The sequence below is a fragment of the Sinorhizobium americanum genome (assembly GCF_001651855.1).
Classification (GTDB): domain Bacteria; phylum Pseudomonadota; class Alphaproteobacteria; order Rhizobiales; family Rhizobiaceae; genus Sinorhizobium; species Sinorhizobium americanum.
This window is the reverse complement of sequence record NZ_LNQC01000041.1, coordinates 1-16,478: the sequence shown is the minus strand read 5'-3', so window position 1 is coordinate 16,478 and position 16,478 is coordinate 1. Positions and strand designations below refer to the sequence as shown.

Here is a 16,478-nt window from a genome sequence, read left to right as displayed (position 1 = left end):
CGCGGCGCCATAGAACTACGAAGGGCCAAAACCCGCCGCCAGAGCCATGCGAACGAGATGCGGGAGATTCTTCGCCTTCATCTTGGCCATGACGTTGGCGCGGTGCACCTCAACCGTGCGGGGGCTGATGTCCAGGTCATAGGCGATCGATTTGTTCGGCAAACCGGCCACCACGGCCGAGAGCACCTGCCGCTCTCGCTCGCTGAGCGTCTGCAGGCGCTCCAGGACTTCGTTGATTTCGTCAGCTTCGGCATCGAGAACGCTCAGTTGCTGGGATGCCCTTTCGATCGCTTCGATGATCACCGAGTCTTCGAAAGGCTTCTCGATAAAGTCCAAGGCGCCCGCTTTCATCGCCTCCACCGCCATCGGCACATCGCCGTGTCCGGTGATCACGATGGACGGTATCCGGATCTTTTGATCGCCGAGCCAGCGGATGAGATCGACACCGGACATCTCCGGCATTCTGAGGTCGGTCACGAGAATACCCTTGCGGACGCTCGGCGCGAAAGCGAGGAAAGCATCGGCCGACTGGTGCATTTTCACCGCGAAGCCGTTCATCGTCAGCATGAAGGCAAGCGATTTCCGGACCGGCTCTTCGTCATCAACAATATGCACAGTGTAGTCAGTCATTTGCCTCGATCCGTTTCATCCGCATAGGCGGGAAGCGTGAACCGGAAGGTAGCGCCACCGGCCGCATTTTTCGAGACCGTCATCTCACCGCCATGCGCTTCGACGATACGCTTCGAGATCGAAAGGCCGATGCCCATCCCGCTCGCCTTGGTCGTGACGAACGGCTTGAAGAGCTGCCCGGCGATTTCCTTCGGGATGCCCCCGCCCGTGTCTTCCACAACGACGGCGATCTCGCCCCGCCCGGCGGGCATCGTGCGGATTGTCAGCTCCCGATGGTCGACATGTCGCATCGCCTCCACAGCATTGCGCATCAGATTGATGAGGACCTGCTGGACCTGGACGCGATCGACCATCACCATTTCGGCACCGGGCAGGTATTCGAAGACGGTCCTGACGCCCCCCTCGCGGGAGCCGACGAGAGCCAGCGCGCCGGCCTCCTCTACCAGCTTGCGAATGTCTTCGGGCGCCTTTTCCGTTTCGCCCTTCATGACGAATTCGCGCAGGTGCTTGATGATCTGGCCGGCCCGCAGGGATTGGCTTGCAATCTCCTCCAGGGCTCCGTGCATTCTCGTAGCCAGGCTGTCGTCCATGTCGCGCAGCAACCTGGTACAGCCGTGGGCATAGTTTGCGATGGCCGATAGGGGCTGGTTCAACTCATGCGCAAGCGTCGACGCCATTTCGCCCATTTCATTGAGCCGCGCGAGCCTCGCCAGTTCAGCCTGGATCTGTTCGAGCCGCGCCGCCGACTCTTCCCGCTCCGTCAGGTCCCTGATGAAGCCGGTGAAAAACCGTTCGCCGCCCGATTTCATCTCTCCGACGGCGAGCTTCATCGGAAATGTCGATCCATCCTTGCGCCGTCCGACGACGACCCGGTCGATACCGATGATGCGCTTTTCGCCGGTTTTCAGGTACCGCTGCATATATCCGTCATGCTCGTGCCGATAGGGTTCCGGCATAAGGATGCGCAGGTTCTCGCCGATGACCTCCTGTTCCGCATAGCCGAACTGCCGGACCGCGGCGGCATTGAAGGAGACGATCGTGCCATTTGCCGAACTGACCACCGTCGCGTCCGGAACCGTGTCCAGTATCGATCGCAAATGGGCATCGCGTGTCCTGACGGCGGCCTCCGCCTGATCCGCAGCCCGTCTCGCCGCCCGAAGCAGTTCTCCCAGAATCGCGATCAGAAACACTGTCGAGACGAAGATGGCCAGTTCGCCGGCATTCGGCCCGGGGGCATTGCCGATCTGTTGAACGACCAGCGCTCCGATAACCGACAGGCCGGTTGCCAAGGCGACGTGTCTTAGGTCGCCGACCATCGCCGTGATCACTATGGCGGGGATGAAGGAAAGAAAGACAATGCTGTCGCCGATGAATTCCAGCAAACCCAATTGCAGTGCGAGAACGCTCCCCACGGCCGCGATCGCGATAATGAAGGCAGAAACGCGATCCACCCGCCATCCGATGAGCGACCGCCCTAGCCGTGTGCTCTCCACGAAACCTCTTGAATGCATTCCATTGTCCACCGCGGAGTGCGCGTTAGCTGCTTCCGAACATCGCGACGCGCCGGCCCCAGCCGCGGCGTCTTGCCCTTCCATAGACCATATTGGCCCTGTCAGCCATCCGCCCCATCTGGAACAAATCGTCCCAGGATTGTGGGCCGGCCGAGGCTACGGACTAGTTTTCCAAGGCTGTCCTATGGATGTCGTTCATCGCCCGCTTTAGCTCGTCTATGGCGGATGTGGAGGGCAGCGTCTCCCCCTCGAGTTCGGGCGGCAGCTTCCAACCGGGCTCGACGCCCTGCATGTTCGGCAGTTCGTGGGCGATGCCCTTGTGGCAATCGATGCAGGTCGCCTTTCCAGGCAGCAGGTATCGGGTATGGATCTCGGCGGCGCGCTGCGTCTGCTTGGAAAGGTCCATCGCCGCCGAGGAGTGGCAGTTGCGGCACTCGAGGCTGTCATTGGCCTTGAGCCGCGCCCATTCATGCTTGGCAAGTTCGAGGCGGTGGTTGAGGAATTTCTCGCGCGTGTTGATGGTCCCGAAGATCTTGCCCCAGACTTCCTTAGAGGCCTGCATCTTGCGAGCAATCTTGTCCGTCCATTCATGCGGCACGTGGCAGTCGGGGCAGGACGCCCTGACCCCCGAGCGGTTGGAGAAATGGATGGTGCGCGTCAGCTCCTCATAGACATTTGTCCGCATCTCGTGACAGGAGACGCAGAAGGTTTCCGTATTGGTGAGCTCCAAAGCGGTGTTGAAGGCGCCCCAGAAGATCACGCCGCCGACAAAGCCGCCGAGCGTCAGGAAAGCGAGGCTGAGGTTTGCGGCCGGGGTGGTGAGAACCTTCCACACCCAGAGCAAGACACGCTTGATCCGAGCCATGGCCTACTCGCTCCCCGCCTGCTTGACGCCCATCTCGCTCATGTCCCGGAAGGTGTTTTCGACAAGCGGCCGCACATCCGCCTGCGGCACGTGGCAGGCCGTGCAGAAGTAGCGCCGCGGCGAAACGTCTGCGAGCATCTGGCCTTCGCGCGTCATGTAATGCGTGACGCTGATCATCGGCGCGCCGGACTCCTGCGTGAGTTCGCGCTTGTGGCAGGAGAGGCAGCGGTTCGTGTTGACGGAAAGCTGATAGCCCTCGATCGAATGTGGGATGACCGGCGGCTGGTCGGGATAGGCGCGCTCCTTGCGAGCGTCGTCCACGACCCATTTGGGGATCGGATGCGCCTCCACCTCCCCCATCTCCTGCGGTGGCCCGGAAAGCTCCGGCACCCTTTCGCCGGCCATTTGCGCGATCGCCCCCGTTGCGACGAACAGGATCGCCAACAGCGCCCCGAGCATCGATCCGGGGCTTCTCATTATGCGACAGAGACGATTTTGACCGCGCATTTTTTGAAATCCGTCTGTTTGGAGATGGGATCGGTTGCGTCAAGCGTCACCTTGTTGATCAGCCTGCTGGCGTCGAACCAGGGAACGAAGATGACGCCGGGAGGCATGCGGTTGCGGCCGCGCGTCTCGACGCGGGCGCGAATTTCGCCGCGACGGGAAACGATTCGCACCTCGGCGCCCTGGTTGATGCCGCGATCGCGGGCGTCACCGGCATTCATGAAACAAACTGCACCGGGGAATGCCTTGTAGAGCTCCGGCACCCGCATCGTCATCGAGCCCGAATGCCAATGCTCGAGCACGCGGCCCGTCACCAGCCAGACATTGTATTCGTCATCGGGTGATTCCGCCGGCGGTTCGTAGGGAACGGCAAGGATTACCGCCTTGCCGTCCGGGCGACCATAGAATTTCACGCCCTCCCCCGGCTTCACGTAGGGATCATAGCCTTCCCGGTAGCGCCAGAGCGTCTCCTTGCCATTGACGACGGGCCAGCGGAGTCCCCGCTCCTCGTGGTAACGGTCATAGGGCGCTAGGTCATGTCCGTGTCCGCGCCCGAAGGAGGCGTATTCCTCGAACAGGCCTTTCTGGATGTAGAAGCCGAAGGCCTCTGCCTCCCGGTTGGCATATTCCTTATTGATTTCGCTTGCCGGGAAGCGATCGACATTGCCGTTCTTGAAGAGCACGTCATAGAGGGTTTTGCCGCGATAGCCGGGATTGGCGTCGAGGATATCGGCCGGCCAGACCTCGTCGGTGGTGAAGCGCTTCGAGAACTCCACCATTTGCCAGAGATCCGAACGCGCCTCGCCGGGCGCATTGACGAGTTGATGCCAGACATGGGTTCGGCGCTCGGCATTGCCATAGGCGCCCTCCTTCTCCACCCACATGGCGGCCGGCAGGATCAGATCGGCGCTCATCGCGGTGATCGTCGGATAGACGTCCGAGACGACGACGAAATTGTCCGGGTTGCGGTAGCCCTGATAGGTCTCGTTCTCGGTGTTGGGAGCCGCCTGGACGTTGTTGTTGACCTGCACCCAATAGAAATTGAGCTTGCCGTCCTTCAGCATGCGGTCCTGCTCGACGGCATGGTAGCCGGGCTTCTCCGGGATTAAGCCTTGGGGAATGCGCCAGATTTCCTCCGCGTGCTTGCGATGCTCCGGATTGGTCACCGTCATGTCGGCCGGCAGCCGGTGGGCGAAGGTACCGACCTCGCGTGCCGTGCCGCAGGCCGACGGCTGGCCGGTCAGCGAGAACGGGCTGTTGCCGGGCTCGGAGATCTTGCCGGTCAGCAGATGGAGGTTGTAGACCATGTGGTTGACCCAGACGCCGCGCACATGCTGATTGAACCCCATGGTCCAGAGCGACATTACCTTGCGGCTGGGATCGGCGTAGAGGTCGGCCAACTGCTCGAGGAACCCCGCCTCGACCCCGGTCAGTTCGACGGTCTTCTCGAGCGTGTACTCCGACACGAACGTCTTGAAACTCTCGAAGTCGCTCGGCGTCATCTTCGCCGCGTCCTTGGCGTTCGTCGCCTTCACCTCGAGCGGATTGTCGGGCCGCAGGCCGTAGCCGATGTCGGTGGCGCCAACCATGAAGGTTGCGTGCTTCCTGACGAAATCCTCGTTCACCCGGCCCGTCTCAATGATGTGGTTGGCGACGTAATTGAGGATCGCGAGATCGGTGCCCGGCTTGAAGACGACCGGGATATCGGCGAGGTCCATGCTCCGATGCGTGAAGGTCGACAGCACCGCCACCTTGACATGTTCATGTCCAAGCCTGCGATCGGCAAGCCGCGTCCACAGGATCGGGTGCATCTCCGCCATGTTCGAGCCCCAGAGCACGAAGGCATCGGCATGTTCGAAATCGTCATAGCAGCCCATCGGCTCGTCCATGCCGAAGGTGCGCATGAAGGCATAGGCGGCCGATGCCATGCAGTGGCGGGCATTGGGATCGAGATTGTTGGAGCGGAAACCGGCGCGCATCAGCTTCGTGGCCACATAGCCTTCGAAGATCGTCCATTGGCCGGAGCCGAACATACCGACGGAGGTCGGTCCCTTCTCCCTCAGCACCCTCTTCGCCTGCTCTGCCATGACGTCGAAGGCTTCGTCCCAACTGACCGGCTCGAACTCGCCGTCCTTGGCAAAGGTGCCGTTGCGCTTACGCAGCAACGGCGTTTTCAGGCGGTCGGCACCGTACATGATCTTCGAAAGGAAATAGCCCTTGATGCAGTTGAGGCCACGATTGACCTCGGCCTGCATGTCGCCATGGGTGGCGACGACCTGCCCCTCCTTGACGCCGACCATGACGCCGCAGCCGGTGCCGCAGAAGCGGCAAGGTGCCTTCGCCCATTTGATCTGCAACGCTTCCACACCGCCCGGCACGGGCTGCGCCGCGGCTGGAAGCGCTATGCCCGCAGTGGCTGCGGCGATGCCGGCGGCATGCGCCTTCAAGATTTCACGCCGCGTCAGTTCGCCGGTCATGGCGGTCGTCTCCCTAAGCTTCGACATGCTCAAACACCATATTGGCTGCCACCACGCCCTCGAGCAGCGAGATGCGCGACAGGATTTCGCCGAGCATTCCTGTGCTCGTTCCCTCGATCACGACGACAATCTTTCCGTGCTGATGCGCGTGGACCTCGACATTCGGCATTTCGGCAAGGAGAGCCACGACGCGCTCCTGCATATTCGGCATCGTCACGACGACGGCGCTGGAGATGTGATAGGGCGCGTGCGGATCAGACATAGACGCTCTCCCCTCGCACTTCCCGAACGCCAATGGCCGCCACCGGACAGACGGCAAGACAGGCGCCGCAGCCCGTACAAGCCTCTTGCTCGAGCTCCGGCAGGAACGGACCGCCGACCCGCGGACGGAAGCGGATCGCCTCCGTCGGACAGGCGTCGCGACAGGCCTGGCAATCCGTGCCATTCCTGGCGAGACACCTCTCGCCGATCATCACGATGTGGGGGAAGCGCTGTGGCCGGCCGGTAAAGACCGGCTCGGGACAGAGCTCCGCGCATTGGCCGCAGAAGGTGCATTCCGCGATGGAGAAATCGAGCGCCGGGCGGTCCCCGATCAGCCGGATGATGTGTGTCGGACAGACGTCGACGCATCTCCCGCACCCCGTGCAGGACTCAAGGCCCGCGGCGGTTACTCCGGGCGGGAGGACACGTCGGCGCCTCCCCTCGGAGCGGCAGCGCAGAAAGTTGCGCCTTGATATGTCGACACCTGCACCCATGGGCGGCTCTCAATGCGCTGGCGGGCCGGGTGGCCCGAAGATGACCTGGAACATCCAGACGAGAAATCCATAGGCACCGACCACGCCCACGGCCACGATCGGCCAGATGCCGAACGCCAAGACGAGAAAGGTAAGGAACTCGGTTTTCCTCTGCGACCGCAAAGGGCCCGCCGTGCTCCGATCGCGATCAGGCATCTTGCGTCTCCCTCCTGGAGTTCAGGCACATTTAGAATGTCTAGCGCGGTGCATACAAAAATAAAGGGAGCGCCTAAATAATTTATACCTACACTAATTCTTTGCGTACCGAATTGATTTCCGTCAATTACTGACAGCGGCGAGACGAATTATCGGCGCATTTAGTATTCCTAAAAGATCAAGTTTCGCCGGCGCGACCGGCCGGCGCACCTGGTATATTGCGCCGGCACCCATGATAGAGTTGTCATACTGTGGATCGATTATTGGAGAGCAGCTGCAAGGGCCGCGTCAAGGCGCTCCTGAGCCTTCTTCGGCAGTTTGACGCCCTTGACCTTCTCGACATTGGCGGGCGCATCGCCGACGACCACAACGCCGACCATGCCCATTCCGACATGCGGGGCACATTTGACGCCGTAGACGCCGGGTGCATCGAACGTCACCTTGTATGTCTCGTTCATCTTGCTTTTGAAGGGGGCGGCTCCGTCGGGGATCATGTCCTTGATGGTTTCGACATTGTGCCCCTTGTCAGTCGGCACGAAAGTGACGCTGTCGCCCGGATTGACCTTGACGAATGCCGGCTCGAACACCATCGATCCTTCCGCGCCCTTGTTCAGCATATGAACCTCGAAATCGGCGGCGAATGCGGTGCCGGTGAAGGCAACAAGAATTGCGGCGGCTGCGGCGCCCTTTGCGATTATGCGCACTGAAATTCTCCTTAGGTTTCAGAACCCTGTTCGGTTCCTGCCAGGAGGAGATAGGACAGCCGCGGCGTCCGGTCTTTGATGTCTGTCAAACAACTCCGATATCGGTCGGGTTCAGTCCCGACCGCCTTCGGCAAGCTGCGCCAGGCCGGGCAGATCGCAGATGATCAGCTTCTGGCGCCCGCCTTCGACCAGGCCCTTCTGCTCCCAGGCGCTCAAGATGCGCGAGACCGTGTGCAGCGTGGTGCCGGTCATCTCGGCGATGTCCTGCCGCGAAATCGGGAAATCGATGCGGATGCCGCCTTTTTCCTGCTTGCCCGCCTGGCGCGAAAGCCGCAGCACCGCATGGGCGACGCGCCGCTCCACCTCCTGCGTGGACATTTCCCGAATTCGCGTATGCGCCTCTTCCAACCGCTGGCCGATCGTCTGCATGGTGCTGATGGCCAGGCGCGGATTCTGCTCCACGAATTGCGGCCAGAGGTCCGTCGGCCAGGACAGGGCAACGCTGTCGGTGACCGCCGTCGCGGTGCCCGGATAGTCGGAGCGCTGCAGTGCCTTGGCGAAGCCGAAGAGGTCGCCCGGATGGACGACGCGCACGATGATCTGCTGGCCGTCCTCGGTGACCTGCGTAACCTTGAGCCGCCCGTGCAGGAGAAGGAAGAAGCTGGTGGCCGCCTGGCCCTGTTCGAACACGGCGTCGCCCGGCGGCACGCGCCTTGCCGTTGCGTGGCTCAGCAGTCTGTCCAGGTCGGCGTCGCTCATCCTGTCGAACAGCGAAAGCGACCTCACCACGCTCCGGTCAATTTTCATTCCATCTCCCAATCGGTGCGCACGCACCTTCGCTCCACGATTGCGAGTTCTACCATGGCGGACGTGGGCAAAAAAGCCGGGGTGCGGCGCCGGAGAGCCGGCATTATAAAGGCAGGCCTTTTGCCCTCAGCACCTGCAGCAGGGGAGCATGCCAGCGCGTGTCCTTCACCAGGCGGAAACCGACATTGTCGGGTGGAGCGCCGACGGCGCAGCCGCCGCCCTTGGGATTGCGCACGAAGGAACTGAGCGCGGCTCGGTGCTTGCCGGTCGCGATATAGATCCCGCAGGAGGAGGCATCGCTGACGACCGCCCCCGACCGGTCCAAAGTAACGCGGCGGCTGCAGGTCGTCGTCCATTCCCAGACATTGCCGGCGAAGTCCGCAAGTCCGGTCTCGCTTTCCCCGAAGTGCCCAAGCGGCTGCGGCTCCGGCTCGCGTGATGCCTTGCGTGCCGTCTCGCGCCGGTAATCGGCGAGCCAACGCAGGGCCGGATTGGAACTGTCCGGATCGACGCCGAGGGCATCGTCCGGGAACCGGCTGCCGGCGGCAAAGGCGAGTTGCTCGTCCGTCGGAAGCACCCAGACAGCCCCGGTTCTCCGGCTGAACCAGGCGGCATAGGCCTCCGCGTCATCGAAGCTGACGCCCGCTGCCGGTGTCACCGCCGGATCGGCTGGCGCATGCTCGGGCTCGGCGGGCGGACAGGCCCCTTCCGCAACGCAGCGCGCATAGTCCCCGGCCGTGACCTGGTATTTCATGATGGTCAGCGGGGCGCTCACGCGCACCGTCACCACCGGCCCGTCGACGGCATAACCATTCTTGAAGAATTCGCCAGCGACGCGGTAGCCGAAGTCCCGCGGAGCGACAAGGACGACGGGCGGCTCATCGAGTGCGATGCCGGCCGGTGCGTTGAACAAGAGGCCTGTTTGCTTTGCAAGGAGGCCGGCGAGAAGCAGGAAAAGAACGGTGGGGATCGCCAGCGATAGGAATGTGACGTCTCGATTTTCTGAAAGCGCGGCCATGACGGCCTCCTTGCGGCGATATCATGACCTGCGCCGGCGGAGTGCCGCCGGCGCAGGCGGCACGCGACGGTCTCAGGTGCCCGACGGTGCGCGCACGGCCGTCATGAGATCGTCGTTCCAGTCGCCGGTGACGGTGAAATGGGCGGCGGCGCCGAGCTCGAAGGCCTCGATCAGGTTGTGGTTCACATAGGCGTAAATGCCGGGTTGCTCGAAGGTGTAGAAGGCAGCGCCCGCCGTACCGCCGGGAATGAACCAGGTCTCCTGGTCGCGATCCGGAGGATTGCGGAACTTGCCGGTTGCCCAGACATAATCGCCGTGGCCGCCGATCAGATGCGGGCGGGTGTCGCGGTTGGCCTGCGAGTGGACAATCAACACCTTTTCGCCCACAGCGGCCTTCAATGCGTTATCGCCGGTGAGCGCCCCCACCGCACCGTTGAAGACGATATGGGTGGGGGTCAGCGTCCGCATCACTTCCAGCGTATCGGCATATGCGTCGCCAGCGCTCTCGTACTTCTTGTAGTTGCCCTGCGTATCACGCGGCACATAAAAATCCTGCTCGCCGACATAATAGACCTTGTCATAGGTCAGCGACTTGCCTTGCCTGTCCGTCAGTCCTTCGCGTGGCAGCACCATGATCGCACCGTTCATGCCGGAGGTGACGTGCCATGGCACCATGCCGGGAGGTGCGCAGTGGTAGACGAAGACGCCTGTCTTGGTGGCCTTGAAGCGCAGCACGGCGCTCTCGCCCGGATTGACAACGGTAAGCGCCCCGCCGCCGAGCGCACCGGTTGCCGAGTGGAAGTCGATATTGTGCTGCAGTTGGTTGGTTTCGGGGTTGATCAGCGTCACTTCGACATAGTCGTCCTGGTGGACGACCATCATCGGTCCGGGAACCGAGCCGTTGAAGGTCATGGCCTGGACTTCCGTGCCCTGGTCGTCGACGACGATCTTCTTCTCCTCGATCGTCAGCGTGAACTCGACAACCTTCGGGCCGCCTTCCGCTTTCTGCGTGTGGGCATGGACGAAGGGCGGCTTGACGAGATCCACCTTCACACGCGGCAACGAAGCGATGTCCACGGGAGCGATCTTGGCGACCGCCTCTTCCGCCTGCGCGGAGACCGCGCCGACGAGCGGCGTCAGGGCGCCGGCAATCGCCGCGCCGGCCAGCATGCTGCGGCGGGTCATCTGGAATTGATCAGACATGGAACCTCTCCTTGAAAAGGACGGAGCGAATATCGCCCGGTCGTTCTCATCCTAGGAGGGTCGGGGCCGCACTCTTTGAGGTGGAACAAACAGTCAGATTGTACGGGTGCGACATTTTGGCGAGCAGCAGCGACAGGGCTGCCGGTCAAGGCAGGCGCGCGCTGCACCCGAGCGTCTCTTTGCCGTTTGTCAAAGAAGAGCTTTCGCAACTCCGATAGTCAGGTGCCAGCCAAACATCAGGAGTTCAATCATGAATGGATCGAAGCTGGCCGAGCGGCCCGGCCACGTCCCGCGGGGCCTGGGACGGACGGGGCCTGTGCTTTTCTCATACGGTTTCCGGCCGTTTTTCCTCGGAGCGGCGCTCTGGGCGATCTCCGCCATGAGCCTGTGGATCGCCGCACTCGCCGGTCATTTCGAACTAGGCGGCAGCTACGGCGCTCACGCCTGGCATGCGCATGAAATGCTGTTCGGCTTCGCCTCCGCCGTTCTTGCCGGTTTTCTCCTGACGGCAGTGCCGAACTGGACCGGCCGCCTGCCGGTCTCGGGTTGGCCGCTCGCCGGACTGTTCGCTCTCTGGCTGGCGGGACGCGCCGCCCTGCTTGCGCCGGATGCGATCGGCGTTCCGGCCGCGGCGGCGATCGACAGTCTGTTCCTTCCAGCGCTGCTTCTGATCTGCGCCCGCGAGGTGATCGCCGGCCGCAAATGGAAGGACTTGAAGGTGCTCGGCGGTCTCCTGGCCCTGTCTCTCGCCAATGCCTGCTTTCATGTGGCGGTGATCACCGGTGATCATGCGCATGTTGCGATGCGCCTCGGCATCTCGGCCTATGTGGCGCTCGTTACCATCGTCGGCGGGCGAATCCTGCCGAGCTTCACCCGCAATTGGCTGAACCGCTTCGGCCGAACCGACTTTCCGGTTCCCTACAATCGCTTCGATACGCTCACGATCCTCGCAGGGATTGCCGCACTCGGCTCGTGGACGCTCTTGCCGGAGCATCCGGCCACGGCGCTTACGGGCCTTGCCGCAGCCCTGCTGCACTTCATCCGTCTCGGACGCTGGCGGGGCTGGGCCACTTGGCCGGAACAGCTGCTCGTCATCCTGCACCTGGCCTATGCCTTCGTTCCCCTGGGCTTCGCTGCAATCGGCTTCGCGGCGCTCGGTTTCGTCGAGGAGCACTCCGTCATGCATGTGCTGACGGTCGGGGCGATCGCCTCGATGATGCTGGCGGTGATGACGCGGGCGAGCCGCGGCCATACCGGACATGCGTTGTCGGCGTCGCGCCCGACGATCGCCTCCTACGCCGCCATCCTGCTCGCGGCCGTGCTGCGGCCGCTTGCAGAAGTGCTGCCCGAGGCGGCGACTGCCCTCTACGCCGTGTCCGGGGGCCTCTGGATCCTGGCCTTCGCGCTGTTCTGCCTCGAATACGGCCCGATCCTCGTCCGCAAGCGCAGGACGCTCCGCTGATTGCCACGCTATCTGTTCACAGCGAAACGGCCCGAGATGTCAACTCCCGGGCCGTTCCCGTATCTCTGAAACTCATCGTGAAGCCTCAGTTCATCATCATCTCCGTTGTCCAGGCTGGCTCGTAGGTCAACCGGACTTCGGCATATTCCACGCCCGGCACATACCAGACGCAGTTGCGGACCGCCTCCTTCAGATATTCACTGGCCGGACATCCCTTCGTGGTCGTCGTCATCGTCACATGGGCGATGCCACCATCCTCGACGGAGACGTCGTAGATGAGGCCGAGGTCGACGATGTTGCGACCCAGTTCGGGATCGATGATCATGCGGAGCGCGTCGCGGATCGCGCCGCAGACCGTCTCGTTCAACGCTTCGGTCATGATGTCACCCCCTTCCCGCCAGAGCGGACGAATATCCGGAACGTGGTGCGGCTTTCGTCGAAATTGCCCGCCCACTGATGGCCGCGGCTGGCAAGCTCGGGGAAGAGGAAGACCGGCTCGCGCGAAAGCAGGGCGAAAAGGACTTGGCCTGGCTGCAGCCGCTCGACCGCGGCGAGAATGCGCACCATCGGCTCGGGCGGGTCGAGCTCCGTCAGATCGAGATGCTCGCTCGGATCCGGCCAGGCCTCAGGATCTTGTGCATCGGCGGACACTTCGACCGGGGCCGTCTCCTGCGGCGTGAACAGAACCTCCCAGTCGCCGCCTTCGATCTCTTTCGCCGCATGGCCGAAGCCGCGGCTTTCCATCACCTTGAACAGCGGCTGCGGACGGAAAGGCGCGAAAAGCCGCAAAGCCTGACCGGGCGCAAGGCCGCTGACCGCCTCCATGATGGCCTGGAACGGCTCGCCGCCGCTCCTCAATAGAGGCCGAACGTCGAGGTCTCGGGGTGCAGGGTTCATTGATCACTCCTGTTGTCGAGAGATTGGAAGAAAGAGATTGGGTCTGGGCGCCCCGAGCGGGAAACGAAGGGGCTCGGCAACGGATGAAAGCATCCGAGCGCGCACGAGTTCCGCCGTGAGGCCGACGGTGGCGACGAGCTGCAGCAGCAGCGCAGCGCGAAACCAGGGGGCGCTTCCGGCAAAAAGCGACCCCGTGGCCGCCGTCACGGCGCCGTAGTAGAGGCAGAACCAGAGGCTCGAGCGGCCCTCGCGGACCAGATCCTGCACACGGGGAACCGCGGCGCGGCCGAGAACGGTGCCATAGCATTCGAGCCAGGTCAGGAAGGGAACGATCTTGTAAAGCTGGGCGAGCCCCAGTCCGGTAAGCCAGCCGAAGACGAAAAGATAGACGAGAGCCGCAGCCCCCTCGCCGGCCGCGGCCCTTGTGCCCGGAATGATAAACAGCACCACGGACAGGAGAAGCGCGGCAAACGCTGCATAGCTGGCGCGGATGTTGAGTTCCACCGCCCTGCGCCGGCGCTCGCGAAACAAGCGGATCACATCGGCGCAGTAGAGAATGACGGCGGCAGCGGCAAGAAGCGCTGCAAGCGCGAGCGGTTCCTCCACGGCCGAGGCATCGAGGACAAGCCAGGCGGTGCGGGCCGCGACGAGCGCCAGTGCGGCGCTGCCTACCCACCAGACGAAATGGGACGTGCCGTGCGCTTCCTCGGGCGCAAGCATGAACATCGGCAGCAGTCGATAGCTGACCCCGACGGCCGTGAGGGTCAACCAGCCGCCGAGACCCGAGGCGGCGTGGAGCGGTACGCCATGAACGAGCAGCCTGATGAGGGGGCCGGTCGCGACAGTGCCCGAAAGGGCGAGTGCAAAAGCGGCGCCGATCAGAGCCGTCGCCACCAGCGCGAGCAGGCCGAGGCCGACGAAACGAGCCGGCAGCGGTAGCGGGCGCGCTGCAAAAAGTGTTGCGGCCAGCATCGCGGCGGCAAGCCCGAAGCCGGTGACCAGAAGCAACGCGCCGAGCGGCAGCATGGCGGGCGAAAGCACGCCAACACCCGCCAGGGCACCAAAGCCGCCGGCGAGCAGGAGGAGCCCCGTGACGAGGAGTAGCAGGACCGGTAGCGCAAGCCGCCGGCCGCGTAACGGCGCGGCGACCAGCACCGGCACGAATTGCAGGAGCGCTCCCACCATCAGCAGGCTCAGCCAGCCGATGGCGAGAACGTGGACAAGCGCCAAGGTTTCCGGAGCATCGATGGCCACGACCGGATAGCCGCAACCCGTCACCATCATGACCTCGCCGATCAGCAGGAACAGGCAGGCGGCAGCGAAATAGGACATCGTCCATCGGGAAAGCGTGGCGCCCGGCATTCGCCTCATCCGTCTTGAGATCACCGCGTGCAGCTGAAGCGGGTCAATGATCCGACCCGCAGCAGCATTCGCAACCCGCCCCGTCTTCCAGGCGAGCGATTTCGACGCGCCATATCTCCGGTCCCTCTTCCAGATAATCCCAGCCGAACTGGCCCGGAAAATTCGTTTCCAACTGGTAATGGAGGGGGCGCGGGTCGTGGTCGCTGGTGACCTGCATCGAACCGCCCGGCAGCAGTGCGCCGAGCATGCCGAAAATTCGCGGATGACGCTCGCGCGGCGGAACGGTGCGAACGTCGATAGATGGCTTTGTGTCCGTCATTGTCGTGGCAATTCTCTTTATGGCCGCCCCTCGTCTGCTCCGGCATGACGGCGGCTCACCCTGCCGGAACTTGGCCGACCGTAGCTTCAGGCCCGCTCGGACACTTTGACGGTGAGCAAACAATTCGCGAGAAGCTCCTTCGTCCTTTTCCTTGATATTGGTCAAAGAGACGGATCCGGTGCGCCTCTAGGATGGCGTTCAACCTGCTCTCCCGCACCGGAAGGATTCTTCATGCAACCGTTCCTTGTCGCGAAATATGGCGAGGCGCGCCTGCCGCGCTACACGAGCTACCCGACGGCGCCGCGTTTCTCGCCCGCCGTCGACGCCGACACCTATGGCGGCTGGCTTGACGCCGCGCCGCTGGACAAGCCGGCATCTCTTTACCTGCACATCCCTTTCTGTCGTTCGATGTGCTGGTACTGCGGCTGCCACACGACGATCACCCAGCGCGACCGGCCGATCCTCGATTACCTCGACATGCTGCGCGAGGAAGTCCGCCTCGTCTCAGCAAGAACGCGTGCGCCGCTTACCATCGATCACGTCCATTTCGGCGGGGGAACGCCGACGATCATGCGGCCGGAGGAGTTCCTGCGGCTAACAGCACTCCTGCGCGAGCACTCCGATTTCGCCAACACGGCTGAAATTGCGGTCGAAATCGACCCGCGCACCCTGGAACCGGACATGGCAAAGGCTCTCGGCGAGGCCGGCGTCTGCCGCACAAGTCTCGGCGTTCAGAGCTTCGATCCGGTCGTGCAAAAGGCGATCAACCGCATCCAGAGCGAGGAACAGACCTTGGATGCGGTCACGCGGCTGCGCACAGCCGGCGTCGACAGCATCAATTTCGATCTGATCTACGGCCTGCCGCACCAGACGGTCGAGTCCTGCATCGCGACGGCGCAAGCCGCTGTCCGCATGGGACCCGAGCGTTTCGCCGTCTTCGGCTATGCCCATATCCCGAACTTCAAGAAGCACCAGAAACTGATCGACGAGGCTGCGCTTGCCGATGCGGAGGGCCGCATCGCCCAGGCCGAGGCGATCGCCGCGACCCTCGTCGCCGCCGGCTACCGCCGCATCGGCCTCGACCATTTCGCCCGGCCGGACGACAGCCTGGCGATCGCCCAGGCAAGAGGTCAACTGCACCGCAATTTCCAGGGCTACACCACAGATGCCTGCGAGACTCTCATCGGCCTCGGCGCCTCGGCAATCGGCCGGATGGCGGGCGGCTATGTGCAGAACGAGGTGCCACCTGGGCTCTACGCCCAGCACATCGCGTCGGGTCGGCTGGCAACGGTGAAGGGCTATCGGCTGACGGCCGAAGATCGGCTCAGGGCAAGCATCATCGAACGGCTGATGTGCGACTTCGGCGCCGATGTTCCAGCGATTGCCACGGCACACGGCTTCGATCCGCAACTCCTGCTCCAGGGCAACACCAAGCTCGCAATGCTTGAAGATGACGGCATCCTCGACAATGCCGACGGTGTCATCCGGCTCCGCGAGGAGGGACGCTTCCTCATTCGTGTCGTCGCAGCCGCCTTCGACGCCTATATCGAGCAGTCGAGGCGCACGCACAGCAAGGCGGCTTAACTGAGGTTGGTTCGGGTGAGGACGAAAAGAAGCGCTAAGCGCCATAGTACCGGCATGGCACGGTTGCAGAACACAGTCGTTGACGGGCACCTTGTAGACGGCAGAGTTCGACCGAGCCTGTGTGGAAACGTGTTGATATGATAGAGTGATTCCCGTTGAGCGGGGGTCGGGATGAAGCGTTTCAT

Annotated in this window: 18 protein-coding genes; 2 read left to right on the top strand and 16 right to left on the bottom strand. The window is 63.0% G+C overall.

What is annotated here, in order from left to right; all coding sequences use genetic code 11:
- Positions 1–15: 15 nt before the first annotated feature.
- The 12 genes from fixJ to nirK form a co-directional block, all read right to left on the bottom strand.
- Entirely contained in the window at positions 16–630 is a 615-nt protein-coding gene (gene fixJ, locus ATC00_RS04775) for a response regulator FixJ (protein WP_037379940.1), read from the bottom strand.
- Positions 627–2,141 carry a PAS domain-containing sensor histidine kinase gene (gene fixL, locus ATC00_RS04770; protein ID WP_064252139.1) on the bottom strand — a complete coding sequence of 505 codons (1,515 nt, stop codon included), beginning with the start codon at positions 2,139–2,141 and terminating at the stop codon, positions 627–629. Before fixL ends, fixJ begins: the two co-directional genes overlap by 4 nt.
- 163 nt (positions 2,142–2,304) lie before the next feature.
- On the bottom strand, positions 2,305–3,006 hold the full coding sequence (locus ATC00_RS04765) for a cytochrome c3 family protein (protein WP_064252138.1): 702 nt from the start codon (positions 3,004–3,006) through the stop codon (positions 2,305–2,307).
- 3 nt (positions 3,007–3,009) lie between these two features.
- Positions 3,010–3,465, bottom strand: a complete 456-nt coding sequence (locus ATC00_RS04760) for a nitrate reductase cytochrome c-type subunit (RefSeq protein ID WP_064252137.1) — start codon at positions 3,463–3,465, stop codon at positions 3,010–3,012.
- A gap of 17 nt (positions 3,466–3,482) precedes the next feature.
- Positions 3,483–5,987, bottom strand: coding sequence for a periplasmic nitrate reductase subunit alpha (gene napA, locus ATC00_RS04755; RefSeq protein WP_064252136.1), 2,505 nt, complete (start codon positions 5,985–5,987; stop codon positions 3,483–3,485).
- A gap of 13 nt (positions 5,988–6,000) precedes the next feature.
- Positions 6,001–6,249, bottom strand: a complete 249-nt coding sequence (locus ATC00_RS04750) for a chaperone NapD (protein ID WP_037379932.1) — start codon at positions 6,247–6,249, stop codon at positions 6,001–6,003.
- Positions 6,242–6,742 carry a ferredoxin-type protein NapF gene (locus tag ATC00_RS04745; RefSeq protein ID WP_064252135.1) on the bottom strand — a complete coding sequence of 167 codons (501 nt, stop codon included), beginning with the start codon at positions 6,740–6,742 and terminating at the stop codon, positions 6,242–6,244. Before ATC00_RS04745 ends, ATC00_RS04750 begins: the two co-directional genes overlap by 8 nt.
- Positions 6,743–6,751: 9 nt before the next feature.
- Positions 6,752–6,937 carry a periplasmic nitrate reductase, NapE protein gene (gene napE, locus ATC00_RS04740; protein WP_064252134.1) on the bottom strand — a complete coding sequence of 62 codons (186 nt, stop codon included), beginning with the start codon at positions 6,935–6,937 and terminating at the stop codon, positions 6,752–6,754.
- A gap of 260 nt (positions 6,938–7,197) precedes the next feature.
- Entirely contained in the window at positions 7,198–7,641 is a 444-nt protein-coding gene (locus ATC00_RS04735) for a pseudoazurin (protein WP_064252133.1), read from the bottom strand.
- Between the two features lie 111 nt (positions 7,642–7,752).
- The gene (locus ATC00_RS04730) at positions 7,753–8,448 is read right to left on the bottom strand and encodes a Crp/Fnr family transcriptional regulator (RefSeq protein WP_037379925.1); all 696 of its coding nucleotides are present in this window, start codon (positions 8,446–8,448) and stop codon (positions 7,753–7,755) included.
- Positions 8,449–8,551: 103 nt separating this feature from the next.
- Positions 8,552–9,466, bottom strand: a complete 915-nt coding sequence (locus tag ATC00_RS04725) for an SUMF1/EgtB/PvdO family nonheme iron enzyme (RefSeq protein ID WP_037379923.1) — start codon at positions 9,464–9,466, stop codon at positions 8,552–8,554.
- Positions 9,467–9,538: 72 nt separating this feature from the next.
- Complete coding sequence (gene nirK, locus ATC00_RS04720; protein WP_064252132.1) at positions 9,539–10,669, bottom strand: copper-containing nitrite reductase; 1,131 nt, start codon at positions 10,667–10,669, stop codon at positions 9,539–9,541.
- Positions 10,670–10,919: 250 nt separating this feature from the next.
- Here nirK and ATC00_RS04715 point away from each other — a divergent pair, with 250 nt between their 5' ends.
- On the top strand, positions 10,920–12,131 hold the full coding sequence (locus ATC00_RS04715; RefSeq protein WP_064252131.1) for an NnrS family protein: 1,212 nt from the start codon (positions 10,920–10,922) through the stop codon (positions 12,129–12,131).
- An 85-nt stretch (positions 12,132–12,216) separates the two neighbouring features.
- Here the strand turns inward: ATC00_RS04715 and ATC00_RS04710 are convergent, their stop codons facing one another.
- From ATC00_RS04710 to ATC00_RS04695, 4 genes are read right to left on the bottom strand one after another with little or no spacing between them, the layout of a single operon-like run.
- The gene (locus ATC00_RS04710; RefSeq protein WP_037380018.1) at positions 12,217–12,510 is read right to left on the bottom strand and encodes a metal-sulfur cluster assembly factor; all 294 of its coding nucleotides are present in this window, start codon (positions 12,508–12,510) and stop codon (positions 12,217–12,219) included.
- The gene (locus ATC00_RS04705; RefSeq protein WP_064252130.1) at positions 12,507–13,028 is read right to left on the bottom strand and encodes a DUF2249 domain-containing protein; all 522 of its coding nucleotides are present in this window, start codon (positions 13,026–13,028) and stop codon (positions 12,507–12,509) included. Before ATC00_RS04705 ends, ATC00_RS04710 begins: the two co-directional genes overlap by 4 nt.
- 3 nt (positions 13,029–13,031) lie before the next feature.
- Entirely contained in the window at positions 13,032–14,390 is a 1,359-nt protein-coding gene (locus tag ATC00_RS04700; RefSeq protein WP_064252129.1) for a hypothetical protein, read from the bottom strand.
- A gap of 43 nt (positions 14,391–14,433) precedes the next feature.
- Complete coding sequence (locus tag ATC00_RS04695; protein ID WP_064252128.1) at positions 14,434–14,709, bottom strand: DUF2249 domain-containing protein; 276 nt, start codon at positions 14,707–14,709, stop codon at positions 14,434–14,436.
- A 231-nt stretch (positions 14,710–14,940) separates the two neighbouring features.
- Between ATC00_RS04695 and hemN the strand changes: the two genes are divergently transcribed.
- Positions 14,941–16,293: an oxygen-independent coproporphyrinogen III oxidase gene (gene hemN, locus ATC00_RS04690; RefSeq protein ID WP_064252127.1), complete on the top strand. Its 1,353-nt coding sequence runs from the start codon at positions 14,941–14,943 to the stop codon at positions 16,291–16,293.
- Positions 16,294–16,478 lie beyond the last annotated feature (185 nt).

What these genes read in the sequence shown, in the direction of transcription:
- ATC00_RS04700 (WP_064252129.1), bottom strand. Translation starts at nt 14,390, where the DNA reads ATGCCGGGCGCCACGCTTTCCCGATGGACGATGTCCTATTTCGCTGCC.
- ATC00_RS04725 (WP_037379923.1), bottom strand. Translation starts at nt 9,466, where the DNA reads ATGGCCGCGCTTTCAGAAAATCGAGACGTCACATTCCTATCGCTGGCG.
- napE (WP_064252134.1), bottom strand. Translation starts at nt 6,937, where the DNA reads ATGCCTGATCGCGATCGGAGCACGGCGGGCCCTTTGCGGTCGCAGAGG.
- ATC00_RS04765 (WP_064252138.1), bottom strand. Translation starts at nt 3,006, where the DNA reads ATGGCTCGGATCAAGCGTGTCTTGCTCTGGGTGTGGAAGGTTCTCACC.
- ATC00_RS04705 (WP_064252130.1), bottom strand. Translation starts at nt 13,028, where the DNA reads ATGAACCCTGCACCCCGAGACCTCGACGTTCGGCCTCTATTGAGGAGC.
- fixJ (WP_037379940.1), bottom strand. Translation starts at nt 630, where the DNA reads ATGACTGACTACACTGTGCATATTGTTGATGACGAAGAGCCGGTCCGG.
- hemN (WP_064252127.1), top strand. Translation starts at nt 14,941, where the DNA reads ATGCAACCGTTCCTTGTCGCGAAATATGGCGAGGCGCGCCTGCCGCGC.
- napA (WP_064252136.1), bottom strand. Translation starts at nt 5,987, where the DNA reads ATGACCGGCGAACTGACGCGGCGTGAAATCTTGAAGGCGCATGCCGCC.
- ATC00_RS04730 (WP_037379925.1), bottom strand. Translation starts at nt 8,448, where the DNA reads ATGAAAATTGACCGGAGCGTGGTGAGGTCGCTTTCGCTGTTCGACAGG.
- fixL (WP_064252139.1), bottom strand. Translation starts at nt 2,141, where the DNA reads ATGCATTCAAGAGGTTTCGTGGAGAGCACACGGCTAGGGCGGTCGCTC.
- nirK (WP_064252132.1), bottom strand. Translation starts at nt 10,669, where the DNA reads ATGTCTGATCAATTCCAGATGACCCGCCGCAGCATGCTGGCCGGCGCG.
- ATC00_RS04750 (WP_037379932.1), bottom strand. Translation starts at nt 6,249, where the DNA reads ATGTCTGATCCGCACGCGCCCTATCACATCTCCAGCGCCGTCGTCGTG.
- ATC00_RS04745 (WP_064252135.1), bottom strand. Translation starts at nt 6,742, where the DNA reads ATGGGTGCAGGTGTCGACATATCAAGGCGCAACTTTCTGCGCTGCCGC.
- ATC00_RS04695 (WP_064252128.1), bottom strand. Translation starts at nt 14,709, where the DNA reads ATGACGGACACAAAGCCATCTATCGACGTTCGCACCGTTCCGCCGCGC.
- ATC00_RS04715 (WP_064252131.1), top strand. Translation starts at nt 10,920, where the DNA reads ATGAATGGATCGAAGCTGGCCGAGCGGCCCGGCCACGTCCCGCGGGGC.
- ATC00_RS04760 (WP_064252137.1), bottom strand. Translation starts at nt 3,465, where the DNA reads ATGCTCGGGGCGCTGTTGGCGATCCTGTTCGTCGCAACGGGGGCGATC.
- ATC00_RS04710 (WP_037380018.1), bottom strand. Translation starts at nt 12,510, where the DNA reads ATGACCGAAGCGTTGAACGAGACGGTCTGCGGCGCGATCCGCGACGCG.